This window comes from Thermomonas sp. (assembly GCF_041919455.1).
GTDB lineage: Bacteria > Pseudomonadota > Gammaproteobacteria > Xanthomonadales > Xanthomonadaceae > Thermomonas.
Map to the genome: position 1 here is coordinate 73,577 of NZ_JAYRTQ010000007.1, position 22,081 is coordinate 95,657.

The following is a 22,081-nucleotide window of genomic DNA, read 5'->3' on the forward strand; positions in this document are numbered from 1 at the left end:
GTCGTGCCTCAGAGCTGCGCGGCCAGATCGTCGATCAGCGCCTTGTGGGCGTTGGCGTCGATCTCGCGCTTCAGCAGCTTCTCGGCACCGGACACGGCCAGCACGGACACCTGCTTGCGCAGGTCTTCCTTGGCGCGGTTGGCGGCGGACACGATCTCCGCCTCGGCCAACGCCTTCTGGCGATTGCCCTCGGCGATCGCATCGGCCTTGGCCGCATCGATCAGCTGGTTGGCGCGCTGGTGGGCCTGGTCGATGATCTCGTTGGCCTTGGTGCGCGCGGCCTTGAGTTCCTCGTTGACCTTGTCCTGCGCCTGCGCCAGGTTCTTCTGCGCATTGTCGGCGGCAGCGAGGCCTTCGGCGATCTTCTGCTGGCGTTCCTCGATCGCCGACATCAGCGGCGGCCAGATGAACTTGACGGTGAACCAGATGAGGATCGCGAACGTGATCATCTGGCCCAGCAATGTCATGAAGGTCGGATTCATGTCGTACCTTGCGTGTCGAACGGGCGGCGCGATGCGCGCCCGTCAGGGGCAACGCCACGGCGGCATGCCGCGGCGCTTGAATCGCCGATGCGCGCGACGACTGCCGCGCGCACCGTGACGCGTCGTCGCTTAGGCGCCGGTGGCGGCCTGCACGGCAGCCAGCAGCGGGTTCGCGAACGCGAACATCATCGCCACGCCGACGCCGATCAGGAACGCCGCGTCGATCAGGCCGGCGAGCAGGAACATGCGGCCCTGCAGCATCGGGACCAGTTCCGGCTGGCGGGCAGCGGATTCGAGGAACTTCGAGCCCATGATGCCGATGCCGAGGGCGGCGCCGAGCGCACCCAGGCCGACGATGATGCCGATGGCGACGGCGGTGAAGGCCTGGACGTTGGCAAGTGCTTCCATGGTGGATCTCCGGTTTTCAGTGCTGAGCGGTGGAAAATGAAAGGGGATGGAACGAGTTGAAGCGGAACGCGTGGGTCTGCAGCGTGCGGATCAGTGATGCTCGTGGGCCATCGCCAGGTAGACGACAGTCAGCACCATGAAGATGAAGGCCTGCAGCAGGATGATCAGGATGTGGAAGATCGCCCACACCGAGTTGGCCACCAGGCCGAACGGGAAGGTGATCCACGACATGAACAGGCCGGCGATGAGCATGAAGACCAGCTCGCCCGCGTACATGTTGCCGAACAACCGCATGCCCAGGCTGACCGGCTTGGACAGGTATTCGACCAGGTTGAGGAACAGGTTCGGGCCCGCCAGCACGATCTTGGCGAAGGTGCCGTGCGCGTGGAACGGCGCGGTGAACAGCTCCTTGGTGAAGCCCCAGCCGCCCTTGGCCTTGATCGAGTAGAAGATGATCAGGAAGAACACGGTGATCGACATCGCGAACGTGGTGTTCACGTCGGCGGTCGGCACCCAGCGCAGGTAGGTGTGGTGCGCGGCTTCCTCACCGGCGACTGCGGTAACCACGCCCGCGGGCAGGTCGAGCGGCAGCAGGTCCATGGCGTTCATGAAGAACACCCAGACGAAGATGGTCAGGGCCAGCGGCGCGATGAAGCGACGGTCGCCGTGGAAGGTGTCCTTGACCTGGGAGTCGACGAACTCGACCACCAGCTCGACGAAGGCCTGCGGCTTGGACGGCACGCCGGCAGTCGCCTTGCGCGCCTGGGTCCACAGCAGGAAGCAGCCCAGCAGGCCAAGCAGCAGCGCCACGACCCACGAGTCGAAGTGGAGCTTCTGGCCAGCCACGTAGACCACGTTGTGGGTCAGGTGGTGGACGATGTAACCGGTCAGGCCACCGCCGCCGGATTCGCCGCCGCTCGGTTCCAGGGCCATGCTGTTCAGGATCGCGCCTTCCAGGATCACGTACTCGCCCTCGTCGTGCTCGGCCTTGCCGCCGCGTACTTCATCGAAACCACGAATGCCGCCGCGGCCATCGCCGCACCGGCCAATGCCGGCACCGCCGGCAACCGCCATAACGCCATCGCCAGGTACAAGCCCCCGGCAACCACCAACCACTTGAGCGCGGTGCCGAGCAGCAAGCGCCCCAGCGCCGTGCCTGCTCCTGCCACCCCACCCCCGAACGCCCCCCAGGCCGCCAGCAGGCTGCCCAGCGCCATCGACCCGCCCCCGACCAGCGCCGCCAAGGCGGCACGCGGCCCGAGGAGGAAGCAGGCTGCGGCAGTCAGCAGCGCGGCGACGGCCTGGAAGGCCACCACCCGCAGCGCCTGCCGCCAGCCCTCGGCAGCGGAGTTCAGCACGCGGACATTTCCCGAGGAATCACCCAGCCATCGGTACGGTGCCGCAGTCAGGTTGGCCGAAACGCACCAAAACCGTCCTGCGGAGCCGCAAAAGTATAGCAGGCGTGAAAATCCCGGGGCAACCGCCAAAGGCCCTTGCAAACGGCTGGAACCTTTCACGCAGGGCACCAGTCAGAACCCGTGCGCCGCCCCTCCTCGTCAGCTCCTGGCGCGGCGTCCTGAAGCCCCGGCCCGCGCCGGGGCTTCTTTTTTTGACCGGAAACACCGAGGGCCCGTCGACCGACGGGCCCTCCACACACTCCATCCGGATCAGCCAGCCTTGCGCCGGCGGTCGCCCTGACTACTTCTTTTTCGGGATGTACAGGTCGGTGATCGTGCCGTCGTAGACCTCGGCGGCCATGCCGACCGACTCGCTCAGGGTCGGGTGCGGGTGGATGGTGTGGCCGATGTCCTCGACCTCGCAGCCCATCTCGATCGCCAGCGCGATCTCGGCGATCAGTTCGCCGGCATGCACGCCGACGATGCCGCCGCCGATGATGCGGTGGCTGGCCTCGTCGAACACCAGCTTGGTGAAGCCCTCGGTGCGCGACAGGCCGATCGCACGTCCCGATGCCGCCCACGGGAACTTACCGATGCCGATTTTCAGGCCCTTGGCCTTCGCCTCGGTTTCGGTGACGCCGACCCAGGCGATTTCCGGATCGGTGTAGGCGACGCTCGGGATCACCCGCGCCACCCATTCCTTCTTCTCGCCGGCCGCGACTTCGGCGGCCAGCTTGCCCTCGTGCGTGGCCTTGTGCGCCAGCATCGGCTGCCCGACCAGGTCGCCGATCGCGAAGATGTGCGGCACGTTGGTACGCATCTGCCGGTCGACCTCGATGAAGCCGCGCTCGGTCACCGCCACGCCGGCCTTGCCCGCATCGAGCTTGCCGCCGTTCGGCGCGCGGCCCACGGACACCAGCACGCGGTCGTACAGCGTGCCCGCAGGGATGCTCTCGCCCTCGAAGGCGACCTCGATACCCTTCTTGCCGGCCTTGGCCTCGACCACCTTGGTCTTGAGATGCACGGCGACACCCTGCTTCTTCAGTCGATCCGCCAACGGCTTGACCAGGTCGAGGTCCGCGCCCGGCATCAGCTGCGGCATGAATTCGACGACGGTGACTTCGCTGCCCAGCGCGCGATACACCGTCGCCATCTCCAGGCCGATGATGCCGCCGCCGACGACCAACAGCTTCTTCGGCACGTCGGCCAAGTTCAACGCATCGGTGGAATCCATCACCCGCGCGTCGTCCCACGGGAACGACGGCAGCTTCACCGGCTGCGAGCCGGCGGCGATGATGCAGTTCGCGAAGCGCAGCACCTGCGCCTTGCCGTCATCGCCGACGATCTCGAGTTCGTTCGCGGACAGGAATTTCGCAGTGCCCTGGACCACGCGCACCTTGCGCTGCTTCGCCATGCCGGACAGGCCCTTGGTGAGCTGGCCGACCACTTTTTCCTTGTAGCCGCGCAAGGTGTCGATGTTGATCTTCGGCGCGCCGAAATCGACGCCGTAATCGCTGGCATGCGCCGCCTGGTCGATCACGTCGGCCGCGTGGAGCAGGGCCTTCGACGGGATGCAGCCGACGTTGAGGCAGACGCCGCCCAGGCTGGCGTAGCGTTCGATCAGCACGGTGTCGATGCCCAGGTCGGCGCTGCGGAACGCGGCGGTGTACCCGCCAGGACCGGCGCCCAGCACGACCGTGGCGCACACGATGTCGGCCACACGACCGGACGAGGACGCTGCCTGTGATGCGGGCGGCGCGGGCGGTGCCGGCGCAGGCGCTGCCACCGAAGCCACCGCAGGCGGCGCTGCAGCGGCCTTCGCAGGCGCAGCCGCTTCGGAAGCGGTGCCCACACCCTCGATCACCGCGATCACCGCGCCTTCCGACACCGCATCGCCCAGCTTCACCTTCAGCGCCTTGATCACGCCATCGGCGATGGCCGGCACTTCCATGGTGGCCTTGTCGGATTCCAGGGTGACCAGGCCCTGGTCCTTTTTCACGGTGTCGCCGACCGCGACCAGGATCTCGATGACCGGGACGTCGCCGTGGCTGCCGATGTCCGGGACTTTGCTTTCGATGTCTGCCATGACCAGCCCCTTACAGCACGGCCCGACGGAGGTCGGCCAGCAGTTGTGCGAGATAGGCGGTGAAGCGCGCGGCGGCGGCGCCGTCGATCACCCGGTGGTCGTAGCTCAGCGACAACGGCACGATCAGGCGCGGCTGGAACGCCTTGCCGTCCCAGACCGGCTTCGTCTCCGATTTCGACACGCCCAGGATCGCGGCTTCCGGCGCATTGATGATCGGGGTGAACGACGTGCCGCCGATCCCGCCCAGCGAACTGATGGTGAAGCAGCCGCCCTGCATCTGCTCCGGCTTGAGCTTGCCGTCGCGCGCGGCGGCGGCCAGTTCGCCCATCTCGGCGGCGATCTGCATCACGCCCTTCTTGTCGGCGTCGCGCAGCACCGGCACCACCAGTCCGTTCGGCGTATCCGCCGCGAAGCCGATGTTGTAGTACTGCTTCAGCACCAGGTTGTCGCCATCCAGCGACGCGTTGAAGGTCGGGTACTTCTTCAGCGCGGCCACGCTGGCCTTGATCATGAAGGCCAGCATGGTGACCTTGCCGGCCTTGCCCGCGGCGATCGCCTTGGCGTTCTCGTTGTTGAGCGCGACGCGCAGGTCTTCCAGGTCGGTGATGTCGGCATCGTCGAACTGGGTGACGTGCGGGATCATCGCCCAGTTGCGCGCCAGGTTGGCGCCGGAAATCTTCTGGATGCGCGACAGCGGCTTGCTTTCGATCGCGCCGAATTTGGCGAAGTCGACCTTCGGCCACGGGATCAGGTTCAGCCCGCCTCCACCGCCAGCGGACACCGCCGACGGTGCAGCTGCGACACCACCGGCCAGCGCCGACTTCACGAAATTCTGTACATCCAGCTTGCCGATGCGGCCGCCGCGCTCGCTGCCGGTCACCTGCATCAGGTCGACACCGAGTTCACGGGCGAACAACCGCACCGCCGGGCTGGCGTAGGGCACCTTGTCCGGCAACACCGCGTCGGCCTCGAAGCGGACTGGCGGCAAGCCGGCGCCCATCGGCGCGGCGGCAGGCGTCGGTGCGGGCGCAGGAGGCATGACCACGACCGGCTCGACCTTGGCACCGGTTTCGGATGCGGTGGCCGTTGCCACGGCGGCGATCGGCTGGGCGGGCGGAGGCGTCGGCGCGGAGACAGGAGCAGGCGCCTCGGCGGCAGCGCCGGCGGCGACTTCGATGATCGCGACCAGCGCGCCTTCGGACAGGTTGTCGCCCAGCTTGACCTTGAGTTCCCTGATCACGCCGGCGAACGGCGACGGCACTTCCATCGTCGCCTTGTCGGACTCCAACGTGACCAGGCCCTGGTCGACGGCGACGGTGTCGCCCACCTTCACCAGCACTTCGATGATCGGCACGTCGTCGTGACCGCCGATGTCGGGGACGCGCGCTTCCTTGAGGTCGGCCATGCCGGTCTCCGGTTTCGAGTTGGGACCGTATTGTTGGCACATCCCGGCGGCATCGACAAACCGCACTGCGGCAATTTTCCTGATTTACCCGGTTAATTCATTTTCTTGTCTCGAAATGTCCCGAATGTTGCGGTTACCAGAGCAATTTCGAGGGTATTCACCGGGGTGCAATCAGGGGTGTTCGGCCTCGGCGTGGACCTTTTCGCGCCGGATCAGGTACAAGCCGCTGGCGATGATGATGGCCGCACCGAGCCAGGTGATCGCATCCGGCAGCACGCCCCACAGGGCCAGGTCGAGGGCAACGCCCCACACCAGTGCGGTGTACTCGAGTGGCGCGATCAGCGAGGCCTCGCCGAGGCGGAACGCTTCGGTGATGGCGTACTGTCCGATCGCCCCGGCGATGCCGATGCCGCCGACGATCCACGCATGTTCGGCGCGCAGCGGCACCCAGTCCGGCCAGGCCAGCGCGCCCGCACCCAGCGCCATCAACGCCAGCAGCCAGAACGTGATCGCCTGGGTGCTGTCGGTACGCGCCAGCACGCGCACGGTGATGGCCGACACTGCGTAGCCCAGCGCGGCGACCAGCACGGCAAAGCCGGCAGTCGTGAGCACGCCTTCGCCGGTCGGACGCAGCACCACCAGCACCCCGACCAGGCCGATGCCGATCGCGGCCCAGCGCCGCGGGCCGACGCGTTCGCGCAGGATCGGCACCGACAGCGCGGTGATCAGCAGCGGGGCAACGAAGAAGATCGAATACGCGGTGGACAGCGGCAATCGCTTCAGCGCGTACACGAAACTGGCCATCATCATGATGCCCAGCACGCCGCGCAGCAGGTGCAAGGGCCACCGCACCTTCAGCAGCGGACGCCAGCCCACGGTCGACAACGCCCACGCCAGCACCAGCGGCAACGATGAGGCACCACGCAATGCCGCGACCTGGAACGGCGGGTAGTGCGCCGACAAGGTCTTCAGCCCGGCGTCCATCAGCGAGAACAGCAGGATCGAGACCAGCATCAGCAGCATGCCGCGGCGGGCGTGGTCGTGGGCAGTGGACGAAGCGTGCATCCGCCCAGCATGCGGTAACCTGCGCGCCCCGTCACCCGCAGCCGCCGCCATGCCGTCCTTCGACATCGTTTCCGAAGTGGATACCCACGAACTCACCAACGCCGTGGACCAGGCCAACCGCGAGCTGTCCACGCGCTTCGACTTCAAGGGCGTGGAGGCGACGTTCGTCCTCGACGACAAGGTCATCTCGCAGTCCGCGCCCAGCGAATTCCAGCTGCAGCAGATGACCGACATCCTGCGCGCACGCCTGATCGCGCGGAAGATCGACGCGCGCTGCCTGGAGTTCGGCGACATCGAGACCAACCTCGCCGGCGCACGCCAGAAGGTCACCGTGAAGCAGGGCATCGAGCGCGAACTGGCCAAGAAGCTGCAGGGCGCGATGAAGGACGCCAAGCTCAAGGTCGACACCCAGATCAACGGCGACAAGCTGCGCGTCACCGGCAAGAAGCGCGACGACCTGCAGGCCGCGATGGCGCTGCTGCGCGCCGGCAATTTCGAGCAGCCGCTGCAGTTCGACAACTTCCGTGACTGACCCGATCGATCCCGCGGGGATCGAAGCCGGCGTCCGTCGCTGGCTGGAACGCGCGGTGATCGGCCTGAACCTGTGCCCGTTCGCGAAGGCGGTGGTCGTGAAGCAGCAGGTGCGGCTCGTGGTCAGCGATGCCAGCACCGAACGCGCATTGCTGGAAGAACTGGGTGAGGAACTGGCGCTGCTGCGCGACACGCCCGCCGATGAGATCGACACCACCCTGCTCGTGCACCCGCAGGTGCTGGGCGACTTCCTGGACTACAACGATTTCCTCGGCGACGCCGACGCGCTGGTCGAGGCGATGGACCTCGACGGCGTGCTGCAGGTCGCCAGCTTCCATCCGCAGTACCAGTTCGCCGGCAGCGAACCCAACGATGCCGACAACCTGACCAACCGCGCGCCGTATCCGATCCTGCACCTGCTGCGCGAAGCCAGTATCGACCGCGCGGTGGCGGCGTATCCGGACCCGGACGCGATCATCGAGCGCAACATCGCCACGGTGCGAGAACTCGGTTTCGCCGGCTGGGACAAGCTGCTGAAAAGCCCGCCGCTCGGCGACTGAAGCTCAGGCTTCGGCCAGGCGCGCTTCCAGCAGGCGCTGCGCATCGCCCAGCGACGCCACGATGCGATGGCCCAGCGCACGCGCGGCATCATCCGGCACCAGCATGTCCGGCACCTGCACCGGGGTCATCCCCGCAGCCAATGCGGCACGCACGCCGGTCGGCGAATCCTCCAGCACCAGGCAACGCGCCGGGGCGACACCGAGCTTCGATGCCGCCAGCAGACACACATCCGGCGCAGGCTTGGGCGCAGCGACGTCGCTGCTGGTGGCCACCGCGGCGAAATACGGCAGCAGGCCAGCTGCGGCGAGTTTGCGCATCGCCAGCGGGCGTCGGGTCGAGGTCGCGACGGCGCGCGGGATCCCGCGTGCGACCAGCCAGTCGAGCAGGTCGACGATACCCGGCCGATGGTCAATGCCGGCATCGGCGACCGCGTCGTACATCGCTTCGGCGCGCGCCAGCAGTTCCACGGTGGCATCGGCGCCGATGCGGTCGGCCAGCAGGCGCCGGCACAGCCCATCGCCACCGCCGATCATCTGCAGCCACAGGCTGGCCGGCAGATCGTGGCCGAGGTCGCTCGCCGCGCGCGCCATGCAGTCGTTGATCGCACGTTCGCTGTCCAGCATCAGGCCATCCATGTCGAACACGACCGCCTCCGGCAGGAACGGCAGCGGCGGTATCGCGACAGGGGTCACGCGGACTCCCCGGCAAACAGTTGGTCGCGATCGTCCGTATCGAGTGCGCGCCACTGCCCTTCCGGCAAATCGCCCAAGGTCAGTCCGCCGATGCGTTCGCGATGCAGTGCCTGCACGTGATGGCCGATCGCCGCGAACATGCGCCGCACCTGGTGGTAGCGGCCTTCGTGCAGGACCAGCCGTGCGCGACGCGCGTCGAGCGGTTCGAGCTCGGCCGGCAGCAACGGGGTCTTCTCGTTGTCGAGCATCAGCGTGCCGCTCGCGAACAGCGCGGCTTCATTGCCGCGCAGGTCATCCGCCAGCGTCGCCAGGTAGACCTTCGGCAGCTTCGATTTCGGCGCGATGATCCGGTGCAGCAACTGGCCGTCGTCGGTGAACAGCAGCACGCCGGAGGTGTCCCGATCCAGTCGGCCGACCGTCGACAACGTCGGATTCCGCTCGCGGAACCGCGGCGGCAACAGGTCGAACACGATCCGCCCCGGATCCTTCATCGAACAGGTGTAGCCGATCGGCTTGTGCAACATCAGCAACAGGCCCGGCGGCAGGTCCAGCGGCTCGCCGTCGACGCGGACGTTGTCGTGGTCGAGCGGATCGTCGGCATACAGCACCTCGCCGGCGGCATCGGTGATGCGGCCCTCGCGGAACATCCGCTGCACGTCCTTGCGGCTGCCGTAGCCCAGGTTGGCGATGTGCTTGACCAGCTTCATCGCATCGCCTTCGTCGCTTGCACGATCTTGAAGCCCGCGTTCTGCGCCAATGTGCTGACTTGTGCGAAACCCTCGCCCAACGCGTGTTCGTAAGGCAGGTGCCGATTGGCGACCAGCCACAACCGACCACCGGGCTTCAATGCACTCGCTGCGGTGGCGATAAAGGCACGGCCGATGTCGGGGCGGTCGCCGCGCCCCAGCGCATGGAACGGCGGATTGCAGACGATGGCGTCGAAGCGCTCGGCCACGCCGGCAGCGACGTCGTGCCAATGGCATGTCACCGGGACAGGCGCATCGGCGAGATTCGCTTCGGCCAAGGCCAGGGCGCGCGCATCGGCTTCGTACAGGTCCAGCGAGGCAACCTTCGGGCAGCGCGCCAGCACCTGCATCGACAGATAGCCCCAGCCCGCGCCGAAATCGGCGACGCGGCCACCCAGGTCATTCGGCAACGCCTCGGCCAGCATCGCCGAGGCCGCATCCACGCGATCCCAGGCGAACACGCCGGGCCGGCTCAGGAAGCTGCCGGCGGGCACGTTCGGGCTGATCACCCTGCGCGGCGCATCGGCCTTCGCCCATGGCGCAAGGATTGCGGAATCGAACACCGCATCCGGCCGCGTCCAGAACACCCGGCAATGGTGCTTGCTGATGACGCTGAGACCGCCGGCGAGCTGCTTGAGGTCGGCCTCGCGCGACTTCGCGCCCTCGTCGTTGGCGACCGAGGCGATCACGATGCCGCCCGGCGCCACCGCAGCACAGGCCTTGGCCAGCAGCGCGCGGGCTTCCTCGCGCTGGCGCGGCGGCAGCACCAGCACCAGCGGATAGCGCGCCGTGGGCAGTGCGTCTTCGTCGATGAGTCCTGCGCCGATGCGCTGCAATCGGTCGGCTTCCGGCTTGAATGGCTGGCTGCAGGCCAGCGCCTGCAGCCCGCCGCGCGCATGCAGGGCCGCGCCTTCGCGCGCGCGCAGGAACAGGGCGTCGCCCGCCGGCGGCCAGCGCAGCGCGCCTTCGGCGAGGGGATGCAGGAGGGCGTCGAGGGCGATGTCGCGATGCGGGGAAGCCATGCGACAAGTGTAACGAGCCGAGGCCGAGGATCAGGCGGCGTGCGCCCCGCGTTCGATCCGGTCGCGCAAGAGGCCGAAGCCCCAGTTGCCCAGCACGCACAGCGCGGCGATGCCGCTCCAGGCCACCGCGTCCTGGCCACCCGGCAGGACAGTCCCGAGTTCGGCCACCCAGCCATGGCCGAACCAGGCCACCACCACCGCGGCCGACAGCGCGAACACGAGTACCAGGCCGCGCAGCAGGCGTTGCTCCAGCACCGCACTGAAGATCGCCTGCGTGCGCGCCAGTACGGCGACCTGCGCCGCGAAATCGGGCGGCAAGTCCATCGATGGCGCAAGGCGGAGCGCCCTGGCGATGCGCAGGTCGGTGGGATCGGCGTCGGGATCGCCACGGCGCGCGTTCTCCTGCGCTTGCCAGGCCTGGTCGTCGACGGGAATTTCGCGGTCGTGGATGTTCATGCGGCGACTCCGATGCGCGGCGCGAGGATCTCGCGCAGTTTGTTGCGGCTGCGGAACAGATGGCTCTTGATGGTGCCTTCGGCCAGGCCGGTAATGGTGGCGATCTCGCCGATCGGCAGTCCTTCCAGATGGTAGAGCGTGAGGATCGTGCGTTGCAGCGGCGGCAGCTGTTCGATGGCGGCGTGCAGCTCGCGCTCCTCGCCGGCCTGCGCGTGCGCGTCCTGCAGGTCGGTGCCATCGCCGAGGTTGTCGAGCAGGGATGGGCCGTCGTCCTCGTCCATGCCGCCGCCGACATGCACGTCCGCCAGCGCGATCCGCTTGCGCTCCAGGTGGCGCTTGGCCACCGAATACGCGACCTGGCCGATCCACGACTTCAGCGGGCTGTCGAAGCGGTACTGGTGCAGGTAGCGGTGCACGCGCAGGAAGGCTTCCTGGCACAGCTCGCGAGTATCCTCGGGATGCCGGACCATGCGCTGGACCACGTGCCAGCACAGCCCCTGGTACTCGCGCACCAATTGCTCGAATGCGCCCGCGCGGTTCGCGAGCACGGCTTCGACGAGGGCGCGGTCGGCATCCATGGGGCATGGGATACGCCCGGCGGGCCGGCGGTTGCAAGGAATTTTTCGCCGGCATCCGGGATGCGAGTGCAACCGGTCCGCTGACCGCCGTATCTCTTTGCCCGAACGGCCCGTGCGGCCGCAGCCCATCCAACGGAGACAACACCATGGAAGCCGGATTGCTCGTCCCCATCACCCTGTTCGCCGCCATCGCCTATTCGATCAAGGCGGTGGTCGATGCCCGCGTGCGCAAGCAACTGGTCGCCAGCAACGGCGCGCCCGACCTGGTCCGCAGCATCCTGGAGGGCGACGAAGCCAACCGCCGCCTGTCCTCGCTGCGCTGGGGCATCACCCTGGTCGCGCTGTCGATCGGCTTCGCCATCGTCGAAGCCGCCGGCTGGCGCGAGATCACCCCCGGCGTGATCGCGGTGCTGGTCGGCGCGGTCGGCATCGGCAACCTCGGTTCGTTCGCGGCGTCGCGCAAGCTCGGCTGATCCACGCCTGGCGGGTATGCTGTCGACCCCCGAGGCCGGCAGCATGCCCATGACCGACGCAACCCCGAACACCGATACCCCGCCCGACCACCTGTCCAACGACCCGCGCAGCAAGTTCCACGATGCCGCGGTGCTGGAGCGCGGCATCGGCATCCGCTTCAACGGCGTGGAGCGCAACAACGTCGAGGAATACTGCATCAGCGAAGGCTGGGTGCGGATGGCCGCGGGTCGTTCCCTGGATCGCCTCGGGCAGCCGATGACGATGAAGTTCAAGGGCGCGGTCGAGGCCTGGTTCCTGGACAACGCCGCCGGCAACGAAACGCCGGCTGACTGAACGCCGCCGAAGCCTCGCCCGTGGCGGCATGGCGGGCGCAGACTGGCCGCGTCCCCTACCGGAGTCCTGCCATGAACCGCTTGCGCACCCTGCCCCTGCTGCTCGCCACGGTCCTTGCGCTCGGGGCCTGCGCGTCCACCGGCAGCACCAGCATGCTCGCCCCCGACGCACCGCGCGCCCTGCCTGCGGCCGGCCCGGTCAGCGTGGCCTGGGAAGACCCGGCCGGCTTCACCGAAATGCGCCACAGCGGCAACCGCTGGGCGGCCGCCGAAGGCAACTGGCTGAACAACCTCGCCACCTACATGCGCAAGGAAGCCGAGGAGACCCTGCCGACCGGTCATCGGCTGGAATTGACCATCGTCGACATCCAGCGCGCCGGCCGGTACGAACCGTGGCTGGGCCCGCAGATGCAGGACACCCGCATCATCCGCGACATGTATCCACCGCGCATGACCCTGCGCTTCCGCGAGCTGGATGCCGACGGCACCGTGTTGGCCGAAGGTGAGCGCAAGCTGTCCGACCCGGCGTTCCTGATGAATGCCTCGCGCTTCAACGACAGCGATCCGCTGCGTTACGAGAAGCGCATGGTCGACAGTTGGCTTCGCAGCGACTGGCGCACCGCCTCGCGCTGATCCATTCGATGCGATCCAATCGAAGCCGCCGCAAGGCGGCTTCGTCGTTTCAGGCGCCGTCGCAGGCCGCCGCGCGCGCCAACAGCACGGCGCTCTCGCGGGCATTGCCGGTCAGCGATGCCGCGCGTTCGAATTCGACGCGGGCCTCATCCAGGCGACCAAGGTGTTGCAGCAGGTCGCCGCGCACCGCCGGCAGCGGGGCATAGCCGCGCAGTTTCGGTTCGCCGGCCAGGCCATCCACGATCGCCAAGGCGGCCAGCGCCCCCTGCGCCTTGCTAACGGCAACCGCGCGGTTGAGTTCGACCACCGGCGATGGCGCGACCTGCATCAGGCGTGCGTAGAGTGCGGCGATCGCACTCCAGTCGGTGTCCTCGAAGCGCCGCGCGCGCGCATGGCAGGCCGCCAAGGCGGCCTGCAAGGCATAGGGACCATCGGCACCGCCCAGGCGGATCGCGCGCGCCAGCGCCTGCAATCCGCGCTGGATCTGCAGGCGATCCCAGCGCGCGCGGTTCTGCTCCGGCAGGAGGACCGGACTGCCATCGCCGCGGGTGCGCGCCGGCATGCGCGAGGCCTGCAATTCCATCAATGCGAGCAGGCCCAGCGCTTCGGTCTCGTTCGGCAGCAGGCCGACCAACACCCGCCCCAGCCGCAGGGCTTCCTCGCACAACGCGGGCCGCATCCAGTCGTCGCCGCTGGTCGCGGCATAGCCTTCGTTGAAGACCAGGTAAAGCACTTCCAGCACGGCATCCAGGCGTTCCGGCAACTCCGCCTTGCGCGGCACTTCGAACGGCACCTGCTTCTCGGCCAGGGTGCGCTTGGCGCGCACGATGCGCTGCGCCACGGTGGGCTCCGGCTGCAGGAACGCGCGGGCGATCTCCGGCGTGCTCAGGCCGCCGAGCATGCGCAGGGTCAGCGCGACCCGCGACTCCATCGGCAACACCGGATGGCAACTGGTGAACAACAGGCGCAACAGGTCGTCGCCGATGTCGTCGTCCGCCCGTCGTTGCGCATCGTCGCCCTGCATGTCGGCTCCGTGCAGCTCCAGTTCAATGCCGAACTCGGCTTGCTTGCGTGCGTGCAGCTGGCGCTGGCGCACGTGGTCGATGCCGCGGTGCTTGGCCGCGGTCATCAGCCACGCCGCCGGGTTGTCCGGCACGCCCTCGCGCGGCCAGCGCTCCAGCGCGCCGACCAGCACGTCCTGCGCCAGTTCCTCGGCGGTGTCGATGTTGCCGGTGATGCGCGCCAGCCGGGCGAGCAGCTTCGGCGATTCCATCCGCCACAGGGCGTCGAGGCGGCGATGGATGGCGGCGTCATTCACGCCGCCGATCACAGCATCGCCCGACGCCACGCGCAAGCAGCATTCAACCCATCGAATGCAGGCCGAACATGTTGCCCTCGGTGTCGAAAGCCAGCGCGATGTTGCCGTAGTCGCCGATCGACATCTTGGCCTGGTGCAGCTTGCCGCCTGCCGCTTCGACCCGGCCGGCTTCCACCGCGCAATCGGTGCAATTGAAGTACACCAGGGTGCCGCCCATGCCGGGCGAGACGCCTTCCATCTTGCACAACGTGCCGCCTGCGCCAGGGTTTTCCATGTTCGCGGGGAAGGCCAGCATCTGGAACCCATCCGTGCCGTCCGGCAACGGCAGGGGTTCCAGGGTCACGTCCAGCACGGCCTCGTAGAAGACGCGCGCGCGGGCCAGATCATCGGTGTAGATCTCGAACCAGACCACCGGATTGGATGCACTCATCGGATTGCTCCTTGTGGATGGCGCGGCAGCGCTTGCCGCGCCATAGGATGCGCCTCGCTCAGGCGCCGGGGAACTGCGATTCGTCCATGAAGAAGACTTCCCACTGGTGTCCGTCCAGGTCGGCGATGCCGCGCTGGTACATGAAGCCGAGATCCTTCGGCTCCGCATACTCGACGGCACCCTTGGCGAGGGCCTTCGCGATGAAGTCGTCGACCTCGGCGCGGCTGTCCAGCGAGAGCGCGAGCAGTGTTTCGGTGACCGCATGCGCATCGGCGAGTGGCTTCTTCGTGAAGGTCGCGAAGTACGATTCGACCAGCAGCATCACGCTGGTGCCGTCGTTGACGATCATGCAGGTGGCGTTCTCGTCGGTGAACATCGGATTGAACGCGAAGCCGAGCGCGGTGAAGAAGTCGACGGTGCGTTCGAGATCCTTCACCGGAAGGTTGACGTAGAGGTTGCGGGGCATCGTTTTGTCCTTCGTTGGGCGCGTGCGGGTTACGGCGCAGGCTTCATGAGGTTGATCATCCACGGCTGGCCGTAGCGGTCATCGAACATGCCGAAGCGCAGCGCCCACTGGCTCTCGGCCAGCGGCATCCGCACCTCGCCGCCTTCCGACATGGCGGCGAAGATGCGCTCGGCGTCCTCGATGCTGTCGACTTCGATATTCACCGAGGTCGTCGCCTGGCCATCGGGGTTCTCCATGGCGTCCGCGCCCATGATCACCGCGCCACCGGCGAGCAACTGGATGTTGGCGATGAACGGCCGCATCGGCTCGGGAATCTCCGGCCCCATGTCGCCATAGGTCGCGGTCGAGACGATCTCGCCGCCCAGCGCCTGCGCGTAGAACGCAAAGGCCTCGCGGCACTTGCCTTCGCGGAACATCAGGTACGGGATCAGTTTCATGGTGTGCTCCTGTCGGTTGTCGTGTCAGTTGCCGAGGCGCTCGCGCAGGCGGTCTTCCTGCTCGCGCAACTCGGGGGTGAATTCGGCGCCGAAGTCCTCGGCTTCGTAAAGCGGGCGGATTTCCAGCTCGGACGGGCCGGGCATCGGGTTGGGGCAACGCTTGGCCCACTCGATCGCTTCGTCCATCGAGCGCACCTGCCACAGCCAGAACCCGGCGACCAGCTCCCGAGTTTCCGCGAACGGCCCGTCGATCACCCGCCGCGACGGGCCATCGAACGCGATCCGCGCACCGCTGGAACTGGGCTTCAGGCCCTCGCCGGCCAGCATCACCCCGGCATTCACCAGTTCCTCGTTGAACTTGCCCATCGCCTCGAACAATTCGGTGGTCGGCATGACGCCGGCTTCGGAATCGGCCGTGGCCTTGACCAATACCATCACTTTCATCTCGCACTCCCTGGTTGGATCGGGTGGAGGTTCCGCCCTTCATGCAACACGACGGATGGTGACGGCTGCAATCGACACATCGTCCAAAAAAATTTCCGGCATCCCGAGTGAAGCGGGCAGACGGACGGGCGTTCGCATCCAGGTTGTCGCCCGCCGCCATGCCCTGCATCATCCGCCCACCGCGCCACCACCGGAACCCGCGATGCAATTCCTCACCCTGATCTACATCGACCCGGAACGCATGGCCGAACTGCCGGCGGAGGACTACGACCGGCTGATGCTTGGCTGCTTCGAAAAAGCCGATGCATTGCGTGATGCCGGTTGCCTGCACGCCTCGCAGCAGCTGCAGGATCCGGGCAGCGCGCGCACCCTGCGCGTGCGCGATGGCGTGGCGCGGATCACCGATGGGCCGTTCGCGGAAACCCGCGAGTTCCTCGCCGGCTTCAACCTGATCGAAGCGGTCGACCTCGACGCAGCGATGCAGATCGCCCACGCGTTCCCGTGGTCGCAGTTCGGCAGCATCGAAGTGCGCCCGGTGCGCGACATGCAGGCGGTGCGGGACCGGGTCGGCGCCGACTGACGACGCGGAAAACCCTGACTCGCGCGCGGGGGCGCGACGGACGGTGATGCGAACTTGATCGCGGGATTCTGGCGCTGTTCCCGATCGCCGGACCCGCCATGGATCTCCACCCTGCCCTGCTCGCCGTGCTGCTGCTCGCCCCGCAGCAAACCCTGCATGCCAGTGCCCAGCTGCACGCAGCGCCCGCGCCGATGCTGGCCAGCCGCGTCGCCGGCGACATCGACATCGCCAGTTACCTGGTCAGCGAGAAACTCGATGGGGTGCGCGCCCGTTGGGATGGCCGCGCGCTGTGGACGCGCAGCGGCAACCGCATCGATGCGCCGCCGGCCTTCACCCGCGGCTGGCCCGCGCAGCCGATGGACGGGGAACTATGGCTCGGTCGTGGTCGCTTCCAGGCCATCAGCGACCTGGTCCGCGCCCTGCAACGCGACGACCGCGCATGGCGAGCGGTCCGTTTCATGGCATTCGACCTGCCCGGCGACGGCAGCCACTTCGCCCGCCGCACCCTGCGCCTGCAAGCCGTGGTGGCGGCCGCCGACTCGATCCACCTGGAGTACATCCCCCAGCGCCACTTCACCAATCGGGCATTGCTCGACGCACAGTTGGACGCCGTCATGGCCGGCGGCGGCGAAGGCCTGATGCTGCACCACGCACTGGCGCACTACCGCGCCGGGCGCAGCGACACCCTCCTCAAGCACAAGCGCGGCCGCGATGCGGAAGCCCGGGTAGTCGGCTACCGGCCCGGCAAGGGCAAGTACGAAGGCATGGTCGGCGCGCTGCTGGTGGAGGATGCGCATGGCCGCCGCTTCGCCCTGGGCAGCGGCCTGCGCGATGCCGACCGCGCCGCGCCGCCGGCGATCGGCAGCACCGTCACCTTCCGCTACGACGGCCTCACCGAACAGGGCAACCCGCGCTTCGCCCGCTACTTGCGGGTGCGCCGCGATTGAAGATCGACACGCATGCCATCCCGGCAATTCAACCCACGTACTTGGCGACCACGCAGTTGCGGCCGCGCGCCTTGGCCGCGTACATCGCCCGGTCCGCGGCCAGCAGCAGGCCATCCGGTTCGCCGCCCTCGGAGGGCCAGGTCGACGCGGCGCCGATGCTGACGGTCACATGGGGCGCGATCGGCGAGGCCGGATGCGCCAGCCGCTCACGGGCCACGGCCTTGCGCAGGGCCTCGCCCACGGCCACCGCCGCCTCCAGGTCGCGACCCGGCAGCAGCAGCACGAATTCCTCGCCCCCGAAGCGTGCGACCAGGTCGTCCTCGTCGCGCAGCTGCGCCGCGCACAGGCGGGCGAGCGCGCGCAGGCACTCGTCGCCATGCAGGTGGCCGGCGGTGTCGTTGAGTGCCTTGAACCAGTCGGCATCCACCATCAGCAGGGCCAGCGGCACGCTGCCCTTGACCAGCCGCGCCCACAGCTGTTGCAAGGCGACATCGAACTGGCGGCGGTTGGCGATGCCGGTCAGGCCGTCCTGCATCGACAAGGCCTGCAGCTTGCGATTGGCCAGTTCCAGTTCGCGCACCACCCGCGCCAGGTGGATGGTCCCGGCGACCTGCGCGGCGATCGCGTCGAACACCTCGCAGGCTTCCGCGGTGAAGAAATCCGACTGCGTGCTCTCGATATTGAGCACGCCGTGCAGGCGGCCGCGATGGCGGATCGGCACCAGGTATTCGGAACGCACTTCACTGTTGCCGGCCAGGTAATCCGGGTCGAGGTCGACGTTCGTAATCAGCTGGGCCACGCCGCTGCGCGCGCAGCGCCCCGCCGCGCCCTTGCTCACCGGCCAGTCGTCGGCGGGCTGCAGCACGTTGAGGGTCAGTTCGCCGGCCCAGACCTCGTGGACGAAGTGGGTGCAGGCTTCGTTGAGCAGGACGATGCTGGCGATCGCCACCGGCATGCGCTCGACCAGGCAGTCCACGATCCGCCGCAGCACCGCTTCCAGGTTCTCGCCCTCGGCGGCCTCGCGCGAGACCCGCGCCAGCAGTTCGGTCAGGCGTGCACGGCGGTCGCGCGCATCCTGTTCGGCCCAGGGCAGGCCGGGTGCGTCGCTGCGCAGGTTGTCGATCGCCGGCTGTGGCATGCCACCCCCTGCGGGCAGTCTAGCGCGCGGTTCACTTGGCAGTAGTGCTCGCATCCACGCGCGATGCGGCATTCCGGCGTTCGCGCACCGCCAGCGCATAGACCAGCAGGCCGGCAATGGCCGTGGCCGCACCGACCGGGCCGGTGATCGTCCAGCCGTATCCCGCGGTGATCGCCATCCCGCCCAGCCACGGACCCAGCGCGTTGGCGAAATTGAACGCGGCATGGTGCGAGGCCGCCGCCAGGGTCTGCGCGTCGCGCGCCACGTCCATCAGGTGCGACTGCAGGATCGGCCCCAGCGCACCCATGCAGGCCGTCGCGGCGACCACAGGCAGGATCGTCCACGGCGACTGCGCCGCAAGCGGGTACAGCAGCAAGACGACCACCGCCCCACCCAGCACGAGTGCCGCGGCGCGGAAGCCGAAGCGGTCGAACAGCCAGCCGCCGAGCAATGTGCCGATGACGCTGCCCACGCCGAATGCGAGCAAGGCGACCGGCACGAAGCCTTGCCCGGTGCCGGTCACGTGCTGCAGGGTCGGCGCGAGATAGCTGAAAACGCTGAACATCCCGGCGAATCCGATCCCGCCGATGCACAGGGTCAGCCAGACCGGCGCGCGGTTGAAGTCGCGGAGTTCGCGGACGGCGTCGGTGCGCGGCGCGCCCAGGCCCGCGGGCAGTACCCGCGCGGTCATCGCCACCGTGGCCAGCGCCACCAGTACCACCACGCCGAAGGCATAGCGCCAGCCCATGACCTGGCCCAGCCAGGTCGCCAGCGGATTGCCGATCAGCAACGCGACCGAAAGACCCAGCATCACCCGGCCCACCGCGGTGCCGCGCTGCGCGGACGGGCTGATGTGGGCGGCGACCAAAGCCGCCACGCCGAAATACGCGCCATGCGGCAGGCCGGCGATGAACCGCGACAGCATCAGCGTCGGGTAGTCGGGTGCCATTGCACTGCCGAGGTTGCCGACCGCATAGAACGCCATGAACCACAGCAGCAGGCGACGCCGCGGCTGCTTCGCGCCCAGGATCGCAAGCAACGGCGCGCCGACCACCACGCCCAGGGCGTAACTGCTGACCACATGACCGACCTGCGGCTCGGTCACGCCCAGGTCGCGGGCGATCTCGCTGATCAGGCCCATCACCACGAATTCGCTGGTGCCGATGGCGAAGCCGCCCATCGCCAGCGCGAACAGGATCAATGCGACGTGGCGTGGCGTCAGGTGCGGCGGGATGACATGGGGCATCCGCGTATTGTGCAACGCAGCATCGTGCGCGGCGGATGGAAACGATGGCACGGGCTGTTGCAGCCATGCGGTCGATGACGCCGCGTCGCGGTTTCATCGCCATCGACCCGGGTTCCGTCGCAGGCCGGCTGCCATCCACGGGATGCCCCACTATCCTCGCGGCACGCCATCAACGACCCGCCGCCCATGTTCAAGAAACTGTTCTTCGTCCTCCGCATCGCCATCGCCTGGGGCATGGTGGTGTTCGTGGTGGTGGCGCTGTATTCCAGCGTGCCTTTGCTGGGCCGCTTCGAGCTGCCGGCGATCCTCTTCACCATGTTCACCATGGGCCTGGTGGTCGCCGGCGCGTTCTCGCACCTGCATCGGGTGAAGCTGATCGCCGGCCGGGTCACCAGCGACACCCTGGACAACCGGCAGAAGCGCATCGTCGAGATCCCGTTCGAAGCAGGCGAGGCCTTCGACCTGGTCGATGCCGCGATCCGCGAACTGCCGGGCGTGGAGCAGGTGGAGTCGGCGCGCGACAGCCTGCAGGTGAAAGCCAAGGTGGTGCGCCCCAGGATCTACGGCGAGCACCCGCTGCGGCGCTGGAACCCGCTGCTTGTCCTGGGGCAGACGCGCAACCAGTTGCTGGCCACGGTCACGCCGTCCGGCGAGAGCGGCAGCGTGACCCTGATTTGCGAACCGGAAAATCCCGCGTGGAGCGACTGGTTCCTGGTCGACGACGGCACCAACTACGAGAACGCCGAGGCGATCCTGCGCGCGATCACCCGCCGCATCGGCGAGCGCCGCCGCGGCGAGCAGGCCAGCGCCGCGCAGACCGCGACCGAAAAGGAACTCACCGAGGCCAAGCTCAACCTGCTGCATGCGCAGGTCGAACCGCACTTCCTCTACAACACGCTGGCCAGCGCGCAGCTGCTGACCCGCAGCGATCCGGTGCGTGCCGAGGCGATGCTCGGTCACCTGATCCAGTACCTGCGCCGTTCGTTGCCGAATGCGGAAGGCGAGATGTCCACGCTCGGTGCGGAGCTCGAACGCGCGCTGGCCTACCTGGAGATCCTCAAGGTGCGGATGGGCGACCGGCTCGACGTGCAGACCGACGTGGCCGAGTCGCTGCGCGGTACGCCGATGCCGGCGATGATGCTGCAGACGCTGGTGGAGAACGCGATCAAGCACGGCCTGGAGCCGCGTACCGGCGGCGGCACCGTGTGGATCCGCGCGCGTCGCGACGACAACACCGTGGCGGTCACCGTCGCCGACAACGGCGAAGGCTTCAACACCAAGACCAGCGGCACCGGCATCGGCCTGAAGAACGTGCGTGAGCGCCTGCGCCTGCGCTACGCCGGTGAAGCCAACCTCGCCGTTGTCGCCAACTTCCCCGCCGGCGTCGCCGCCACCCTGACCGTGCCGGCCAATGGACACAAGACTCATGTCTGACATCCGCACCTGCATCGTGGCCGAGGACGAAGCGCTGCTGCGCCACGCCCTGGTCGCCGAACTCAAGCGCGCGTGGCCGGCGCTGCGCATCGTCGCCGAGTGCGAAGATGGGGCGAGCGCGGTCGAAGCCCTGGCCGAACACCAGCCGGATGTCGCCTTCCTCGACATCCGCATGCCCGGCCTGACCGGGCTGGAAGTGGCGACCACGGCCGCCGATGCCAGCCCGCGCACGCGCATCGTCTTCGTCACCGCCTACGACCAGTACGCGATCGATGCCTTCGACCGCGGCGCCATCGACTACCTGCTCAAGCCGGTCAAGCCGGAACGGCTGGATGCCACGGTGGCGCGGCTGCAGGCGCAGGACACCTTGCCCGATGCCGCAACCCTGGCCGCACTGCTCGACAAGCTCGGCGCGATGCCGGATCCGGCCGGTTCGCCGGAACCGCTGACCTGGCTGACCGCCAGCGCCGGCCGCGAAACCCGGCTGGTGCTGGTCGATGAAGTCATCTATTTCCACGCCGACCAGAAGTACACCACCGTGGTCACCGCGGACGGCGAAGCGCTGCTGCGCACGCCGCTGCGCGAGCTGCTGCCGCGTCTCGACCCGGCCACGTTCAAGCAGATCCACCGCTCGACCATCGTCAATTTGAAAGCGGTCGCGGGGATCCTGCGCGACGACAGCGGCCGCGGCACGCTGCGGCTGAAGCATCGCCCGGAAACGCTGGCGGTGAGCCAGCCGTTCATGGCCCTGTTCAAGCAGATGTAAACCACCC

The 22,081-nt window shown here is 68.0% G+C and carries 28 protein-coding genes; 9 read left to right on the top strand and 19 right to left on the bottom strand.

Annotated elements, in window-relative coordinates; genetic code table 11:
* Positions 1–8 precede the first annotated feature (8 nt).
* The 7 genes from ACE3T8_RS06560 to ACE3T8_RS06590 all read right to left on the bottom strand — a co-directional run bounded on the left by ACE3T8_RS06560 (position 9) and on the right by ACE3T8_RS06590 (position 6,843).
* Positions 9–482 (bottom strand): F0F1 ATP synthase subunit B, encoded by a 474-nt coding sequence (locus ACE3T8_RS06560; RefSeq protein ID WP_374357912.1) that lies wholly within the window; start codon positions 480–482, stop codon positions 9–11.
* 129 nt (positions 483–611) lie between these two features.
* A complete protein-coding gene (atpE, locus tag ACE3T8_RS06565; RefSeq protein ID WP_374357915.1) occupies positions 612–890 on the bottom strand; it encodes a F0F1 ATP synthase subunit C in 279 nt (92 codons plus the stop codon).
* 90 nt (positions 891–980) lie between these two features.
* A complete protein-coding gene (atpB, locus tag ACE3T8_RS06570) occupies positions 981–1,823 on the bottom strand; it encodes a F0F1 ATP synthase subunit A (RefSeq protein ID WP_374607999.1) in 843 nt (280 codons plus the stop codon).
* Positions 1,824–1,849: 26 nt separating this feature from the next.
* A complete protein-coding gene (locus tag ACE3T8_RS06575) occupies positions 1,850–2,248 on the bottom strand; it encodes a hypothetical protein (protein WP_374607828.1) in 399 nt (132 codons plus the stop codon).
* Positions 2,249–2,588: 340 nt separating this feature from the next.
* Positions 2,589–4,373: a dihydrolipoyl dehydrogenase gene (lpdA, locus tag ACE3T8_RS06580; RefSeq protein ID WP_374607830.1), complete on the bottom strand. Its 1,785-nt coding sequence runs from the start codon at positions 4,371–4,373 to the stop codon at positions 2,589–2,591.
* A gap of 10 nt (positions 4,374–4,383) precedes the next feature.
* Positions 4,384–5,778: a dihydrolipoyllysine-residue acetyltransferase gene (aceF, locus tag ACE3T8_RS06585; RefSeq protein ID WP_374607831.1), complete on the bottom strand. Its 1,395-nt coding sequence runs from the start codon at positions 5,776–5,778 to the stop codon at positions 4,384–4,386.
* Positions 5,779–5,949: 171 nt separating this feature from the next.
* A complete protein-coding gene (locus tag ACE3T8_RS06590; RefSeq protein ID WP_374607832.1) occupies positions 5,950–6,843 on the bottom strand; it encodes a DMT family transporter in 894 nt (297 codons plus the stop codon).
* A 49-nt stretch (positions 6,844–6,892) separates the two neighbouring features.
* On the opposite strand from ACE3T8_RS06590, the gene ACE3T8_RS06595 reads away from it, so the two are divergent.
* Together ACE3T8_RS06595 and ACE3T8_RS06600 are read left to right on the top strand one after the other, a co-directional pair.
* Positions 6,893–7,375, top strand: coding sequence for a YajQ family cyclic di-GMP-binding protein (locus ACE3T8_RS06595; protein WP_374607834.1), 483 nt, complete (start codon positions 6,893–6,895; stop codon positions 7,373–7,375).
* Entirely contained in the window at positions 7,368–7,934 is a 567-nt protein-coding gene (locus ACE3T8_RS06600; protein WP_374607835.1) for a DUF1415 domain-containing protein, read from the top strand. Before ACE3T8_RS06595 ends, ACE3T8_RS06600 begins: the two co-directional genes overlap by 8 nt.
* 3 nt (positions 7,935–7,937) lie before the next feature.
* Here ACE3T8_RS06600 and ACE3T8_RS06605 read toward each other — a convergent pair whose 3' ends face one another.
* Genes ACE3T8_RS06605 through ACE3T8_RS06625 form a run of 5 tightly spaced genes read right to left on the bottom strand, consistent with a single transcriptional unit; the run spans position 7,938 to position 11,429 of the window.
* Positions 7,938–8,627, bottom strand: coding sequence for an HAD family hydrolase (locus tag ACE3T8_RS06605; RefSeq protein ID WP_374607837.1), 690 nt, complete (start codon positions 8,625–8,627; stop codon positions 7,938–7,940).
* Positions 8,624–9,334, bottom strand: coding sequence for a pseudouridine synthase (locus ACE3T8_RS06610; protein ID WP_374607838.1), 711 nt, complete (start codon positions 9,332–9,334; stop codon positions 8,624–8,626). The genes ACE3T8_RS06605 and ACE3T8_RS06610 overlap by 4 nt, the downstream gene beginning before the upstream one ends.
* A complete protein-coding gene (locus ACE3T8_RS06615) occupies positions 9,331–10,395 on the bottom strand; it encodes a class I SAM-dependent methyltransferase (RefSeq protein WP_374607840.1) in 1,065 nt (354 codons plus the stop codon). The genes ACE3T8_RS06610 and ACE3T8_RS06615 overlap by 4 nt, the downstream gene beginning before the upstream one ends.
* A 30-nt stretch (positions 10,396–10,425) precedes the next feature.
* Positions 10,426–10,851 carry a hypothetical protein gene (locus ACE3T8_RS06620; RefSeq protein WP_374607842.1) on the bottom strand — a complete coding sequence of 142 codons (426 nt, stop codon included), beginning with the start codon at positions 10,849–10,851 and terminating at the stop codon, positions 10,426–10,428.
* Positions 10,848–11,429, bottom strand: a complete 582-nt coding sequence (locus ACE3T8_RS06625; RefSeq protein ID WP_374607843.1) for an RNA polymerase sigma factor — start codon at positions 11,427–11,429, stop codon at positions 10,848–10,850. Before ACE3T8_RS06625 ends, ACE3T8_RS06620 begins: the two co-directional genes overlap by 4 nt.
* 146 nt (positions 11,430–11,575) lie before the next feature.
* On the opposite strand from ACE3T8_RS06625, the gene ACE3T8_RS06630 reads away from it, so the two are divergent.
* From ACE3T8_RS06630 to ACE3T8_RS06640, 3 genes are all read left to right on the top strand, one after another.
* Positions 11,576–11,902, top strand: coding sequence for a hypothetical protein (locus ACE3T8_RS06630; protein ID WP_374607844.1), 327 nt, complete (start codon positions 11,576–11,578; stop codon positions 11,900–11,902).
* A 16-nt stretch (positions 11,903–11,918) separates the two neighbouring features.
* Complete coding sequence (locus ACE3T8_RS06635; RefSeq protein WP_374607846.1) at positions 11,919–12,236, top strand: DUF3297 family protein; 318 nt, start codon at positions 11,919–11,921, stop codon at positions 12,234–12,236.
* A 71-nt stretch (positions 12,237–12,307) separates the two neighbouring features.
* On the top strand, positions 12,308–12,868 hold the full coding sequence (locus ACE3T8_RS06640) for a DUF3016 domain-containing protein (RefSeq protein ID WP_374607847.1): 561 nt from the start codon (positions 12,308–12,310) through the stop codon (positions 12,866–12,868).
* A 49-nt stretch (positions 12,869–12,917) separates the two neighbouring features.
* Here the strand turns inward: ACE3T8_RS06640 and ACE3T8_RS06645 are convergent, their stop codons facing one another.
* Genes ACE3T8_RS06645 through ACE3T8_RS06665 form a run of 5 tightly spaced genes read right to left on the bottom strand, consistent with a single transcriptional unit; the run spans position 12,918 to position 15,963 of the window.
* Positions 12,918–14,186 (bottom strand): RNA polymerase sigma factor, encoded by a 1,269-nt coding sequence (locus ACE3T8_RS06645; protein WP_374607849.1) that lies wholly within the window; start codon positions 14,184–14,186, stop codon positions 12,918–12,920.
* A gap of 43 nt (positions 14,187–14,229) precedes the next feature.
* Complete coding sequence (locus ACE3T8_RS06650; protein ID WP_374607851.1) at positions 14,230–14,616, bottom strand: VOC family protein; 387 nt, start codon at positions 14,614–14,616, stop codon at positions 14,230–14,232.
* A gap of 58 nt (positions 14,617–14,674) precedes the next feature.
* Positions 14,675–15,082: a VOC family protein gene (locus ACE3T8_RS06655; protein WP_374607852.1), complete on the bottom strand. Its 408-nt coding sequence runs from the start codon at positions 15,080–15,082 to the stop codon at positions 14,675–14,677.
* 29 nt (positions 15,083–15,111) lie between these two features.
* On the bottom strand, positions 15,112–15,519 hold the full coding sequence (locus tag ACE3T8_RS06660; protein ID WP_374607853.1) for a VOC family protein: 408 nt from the start codon (positions 15,517–15,519) through the stop codon (positions 15,112–15,114).
* Positions 15,520–15,543: 24 nt separating this feature from the next.
* Positions 15,544–15,963: a YciI family protein gene (locus ACE3T8_RS06665; RefSeq protein ID WP_374607855.1), complete on the bottom strand. Its 420-nt coding sequence runs from the start codon at positions 15,961–15,963 to the stop codon at positions 15,544–15,546.
* Positions 15,964–16,165: 202 nt separating this feature from the next.
* Between ACE3T8_RS06665 and ACE3T8_RS06670 the strand changes: the two genes are divergently transcribed.
* Both ACE3T8_RS06670 and ACE3T8_RS06675 read left to right on the top strand, forming a co-directional pair.
* A complete protein-coding gene (locus ACE3T8_RS06670; RefSeq protein WP_374607856.1) occupies positions 16,166–16,543 on the top strand; it encodes a YciI family protein in 378 nt (125 codons plus the stop codon).
* Between the two features lie 98 nt (positions 16,544–16,641).
* Positions 16,642–17,490 carry a DNA ligase gene (locus ACE3T8_RS06675; protein ID WP_374607857.1) on the top strand — a complete coding sequence of 283 codons (849 nt, stop codon included), beginning with the start codon at positions 16,642–16,644 and terminating at the stop codon, positions 17,488–17,490.
* A 28-nt stretch (positions 17,491–17,518) separates the two neighbouring features.
* On the opposite strand, the gene ACE3T8_RS06680 is transcribed toward ACE3T8_RS06675, so the two are convergent.
* Entirely contained in the window at positions 17,519–18,628 is a 1,110-nt protein-coding gene (locus ACE3T8_RS06680; protein WP_374607858.1) for a GGDEF domain-containing protein, read from the bottom strand.
* Positions 18,629–18,659: 31 nt separating this feature from the next.
* Positions 18,660–19,874, bottom strand: a complete 1,215-nt coding sequence (locus ACE3T8_RS06685) for an MFS transporter (protein WP_374607860.1) — start codon at positions 19,872–19,874, stop codon at positions 18,660–18,662.
* Positions 19,875–20,060: 186 nt separating this feature from the next.
* Here ACE3T8_RS06685 and ACE3T8_RS06690 point away from each other — a divergent pair, with 186 nt between their 5' ends.
* Together ACE3T8_RS06690 and ACE3T8_RS06695 are read left to right on the top strand one after the other, a co-directional pair.
* A complete protein-coding gene (locus ACE3T8_RS06690; RefSeq protein WP_374607862.1) occupies positions 20,061–21,308 on the top strand; it encodes a sensor histidine kinase in 1,248 nt (415 codons plus the stop codon).
* Positions 21,301–22,074 carry a LytR/AlgR family response regulator transcription factor gene (locus ACE3T8_RS06695; RefSeq protein ID WP_374607864.1) on the top strand — a complete coding sequence of 258 codons (774 nt, stop codon included), beginning with the start codon at positions 21,301–21,303 and terminating at the stop codon, positions 22,072–22,074. The genes ACE3T8_RS06690 and ACE3T8_RS06695 overlap by 8 nt, the downstream gene beginning before the upstream one ends.
* The last annotated feature ends 7 nt before the right edge of the window (positions 22,075–22,081 follow it).

Coding starts and splice junctions, on each gene's coding strand:
- ACE3T8_RS06560 (WP_374357912.1), bottom strand. CDS start 482: ATGAATCCGACCTTCATGACATTGCTGGGCCAGATGATCACGTTCGCG.
- atpE (WP_374357915.1), bottom strand. CDS start 890: ATGGAAGCACTTGCCAACGTCCAGGCCTTCACCGCCGTCGCCATCGGC.
- atpB (WP_374607999.1), bottom strand. CDS start 1,823: ATGGCCCTGGAACCGAGCGGCGGCGAATCCGGCGGCGGTGGCCTGACC.
- lpdA (WP_374607830.1), bottom strand. CDS start 4,373: ATGGCAGACATCGAAAGCAAAGTCCCGGACATCGGCAGCCACGGCGAC.
- aceF (WP_374607831.1), bottom strand. CDS start 5,778: ATGGCCGACCTCAAGGAAGCGCGCGTCCCCGACATCGGCGGTCACGAC.
- ACE3T8_RS06590 (WP_374607832.1), bottom strand. CDS start 6,843: ATGCACGCTTCGTCCACTGCCCACGACCACGCCCGCCGCGGCATGCTG.
- ACE3T8_RS06595 (WP_374607834.1), top strand. CDS start 6,893: ATGCCGTCCTTCGACATCGTTTCCGAAGTGGATACCCACGAACTCACC.
- ACE3T8_RS06610 (WP_374607838.1), bottom strand. CDS start 9,334: ATGAAGCTGGTCAAGCACATCGCCAACCTGGGCTACGGCAGCCGCAAG.
- ACE3T8_RS06615 (WP_374607840.1), bottom strand. CDS start 10,395: ATGGCTTCCCCGCATCGCGACATCGCCCTCGACGCCCTCCTGCATCCC.
- ACE3T8_RS06620 (WP_374607842.1), bottom strand. CDS start 10,851: ATGAACATCCACGACCGCGAAATTCCCGTCGACGACCAGGCCTGGCAA.
- ACE3T8_RS06625 (WP_374607843.1), bottom strand. CDS start 11,429: ATGGATGCCGACCGCGCCCTCGTCGAAGCCGTGCTCGCGAACCGCGCG.
- ACE3T8_RS06630 (WP_374607844.1), top strand. CDS start 11,576: ATGGAAGCCGGATTGCTCGTCCCCATCACCCTGTTCGCCGCCATCGCC.
- ACE3T8_RS06635 (WP_374607846.1), top strand. CDS start 11,919: ATGCTGTCGACCCCCGAGGCCGGCAGCATGCCCATGACCGACGCAACC.
- ACE3T8_RS06640 (WP_374607847.1), top strand. CDS start 12,308: ATGAACCGCTTGCGCACCCTGCCCCTGCTGCTCGCCACGGTCCTTGCG.
- ACE3T8_RS06650 (WP_374607851.1), bottom strand. CDS start 14,616: ATGAGTGCATCCAATCCGGTGGTCTGGTTCGAGATCTACACCGATGAT.
- ACE3T8_RS06655 (WP_374607852.1), bottom strand. CDS start 15,082: ATGCCCCGCAACCTCTACGTCAACCTTCCGGTGAAGGATCTCGAACGC.
- ACE3T8_RS06660 (WP_374607853.1), bottom strand. CDS start 15,519: ATGAAACTGATCCCGTACCTGATGTTCCGCGAAGGCAAGTGCCGCGAG.
- ACE3T8_RS06665 (WP_374607855.1), bottom strand. CDS start 15,963: ATGAAAGTGATGGTATTGGTCAAGGCCACGGCCGATTCCGAAGCCGGC.
- ACE3T8_RS06670 (WP_374607856.1), top strand. CDS start 16,166: ATGCAATTCCTCACCCTGATCTACATCGACCCGGAACGCATGGCCGAA.
- ACE3T8_RS06675 (WP_374607857.1), top strand. CDS start 16,642: ATGGATCTCCACCCTGCCCTGCTCGCCGTGCTGCTGCTCGCCCCGCAG.
- ACE3T8_RS06680 (WP_374607858.1), bottom strand. CDS start 18,628: ATGCCACAGCCGGCGATCGACAACCTGCGCAGCGACGCACCCGGCCTG.
- ACE3T8_RS06685 (WP_374607860.1), bottom strand. CDS start 19,874: ATGCCCCATGTCATCCCGCCGCACCTGACGCCACGCCACGTCGCATTG.
- ACE3T8_RS06690 (WP_374607862.1), top strand. CDS start 20,061: ATGTTCAAGAAACTGTTCTTCGTCCTCCGCATCGCCATCGCCTGGGGC.
- ACE3T8_RS06695 (WP_374607864.1), top strand. CDS start 21,301: ATGTCTGACATCCGCACCTGCATCGTGGCCGAGGACGAAGCGCTGCTG.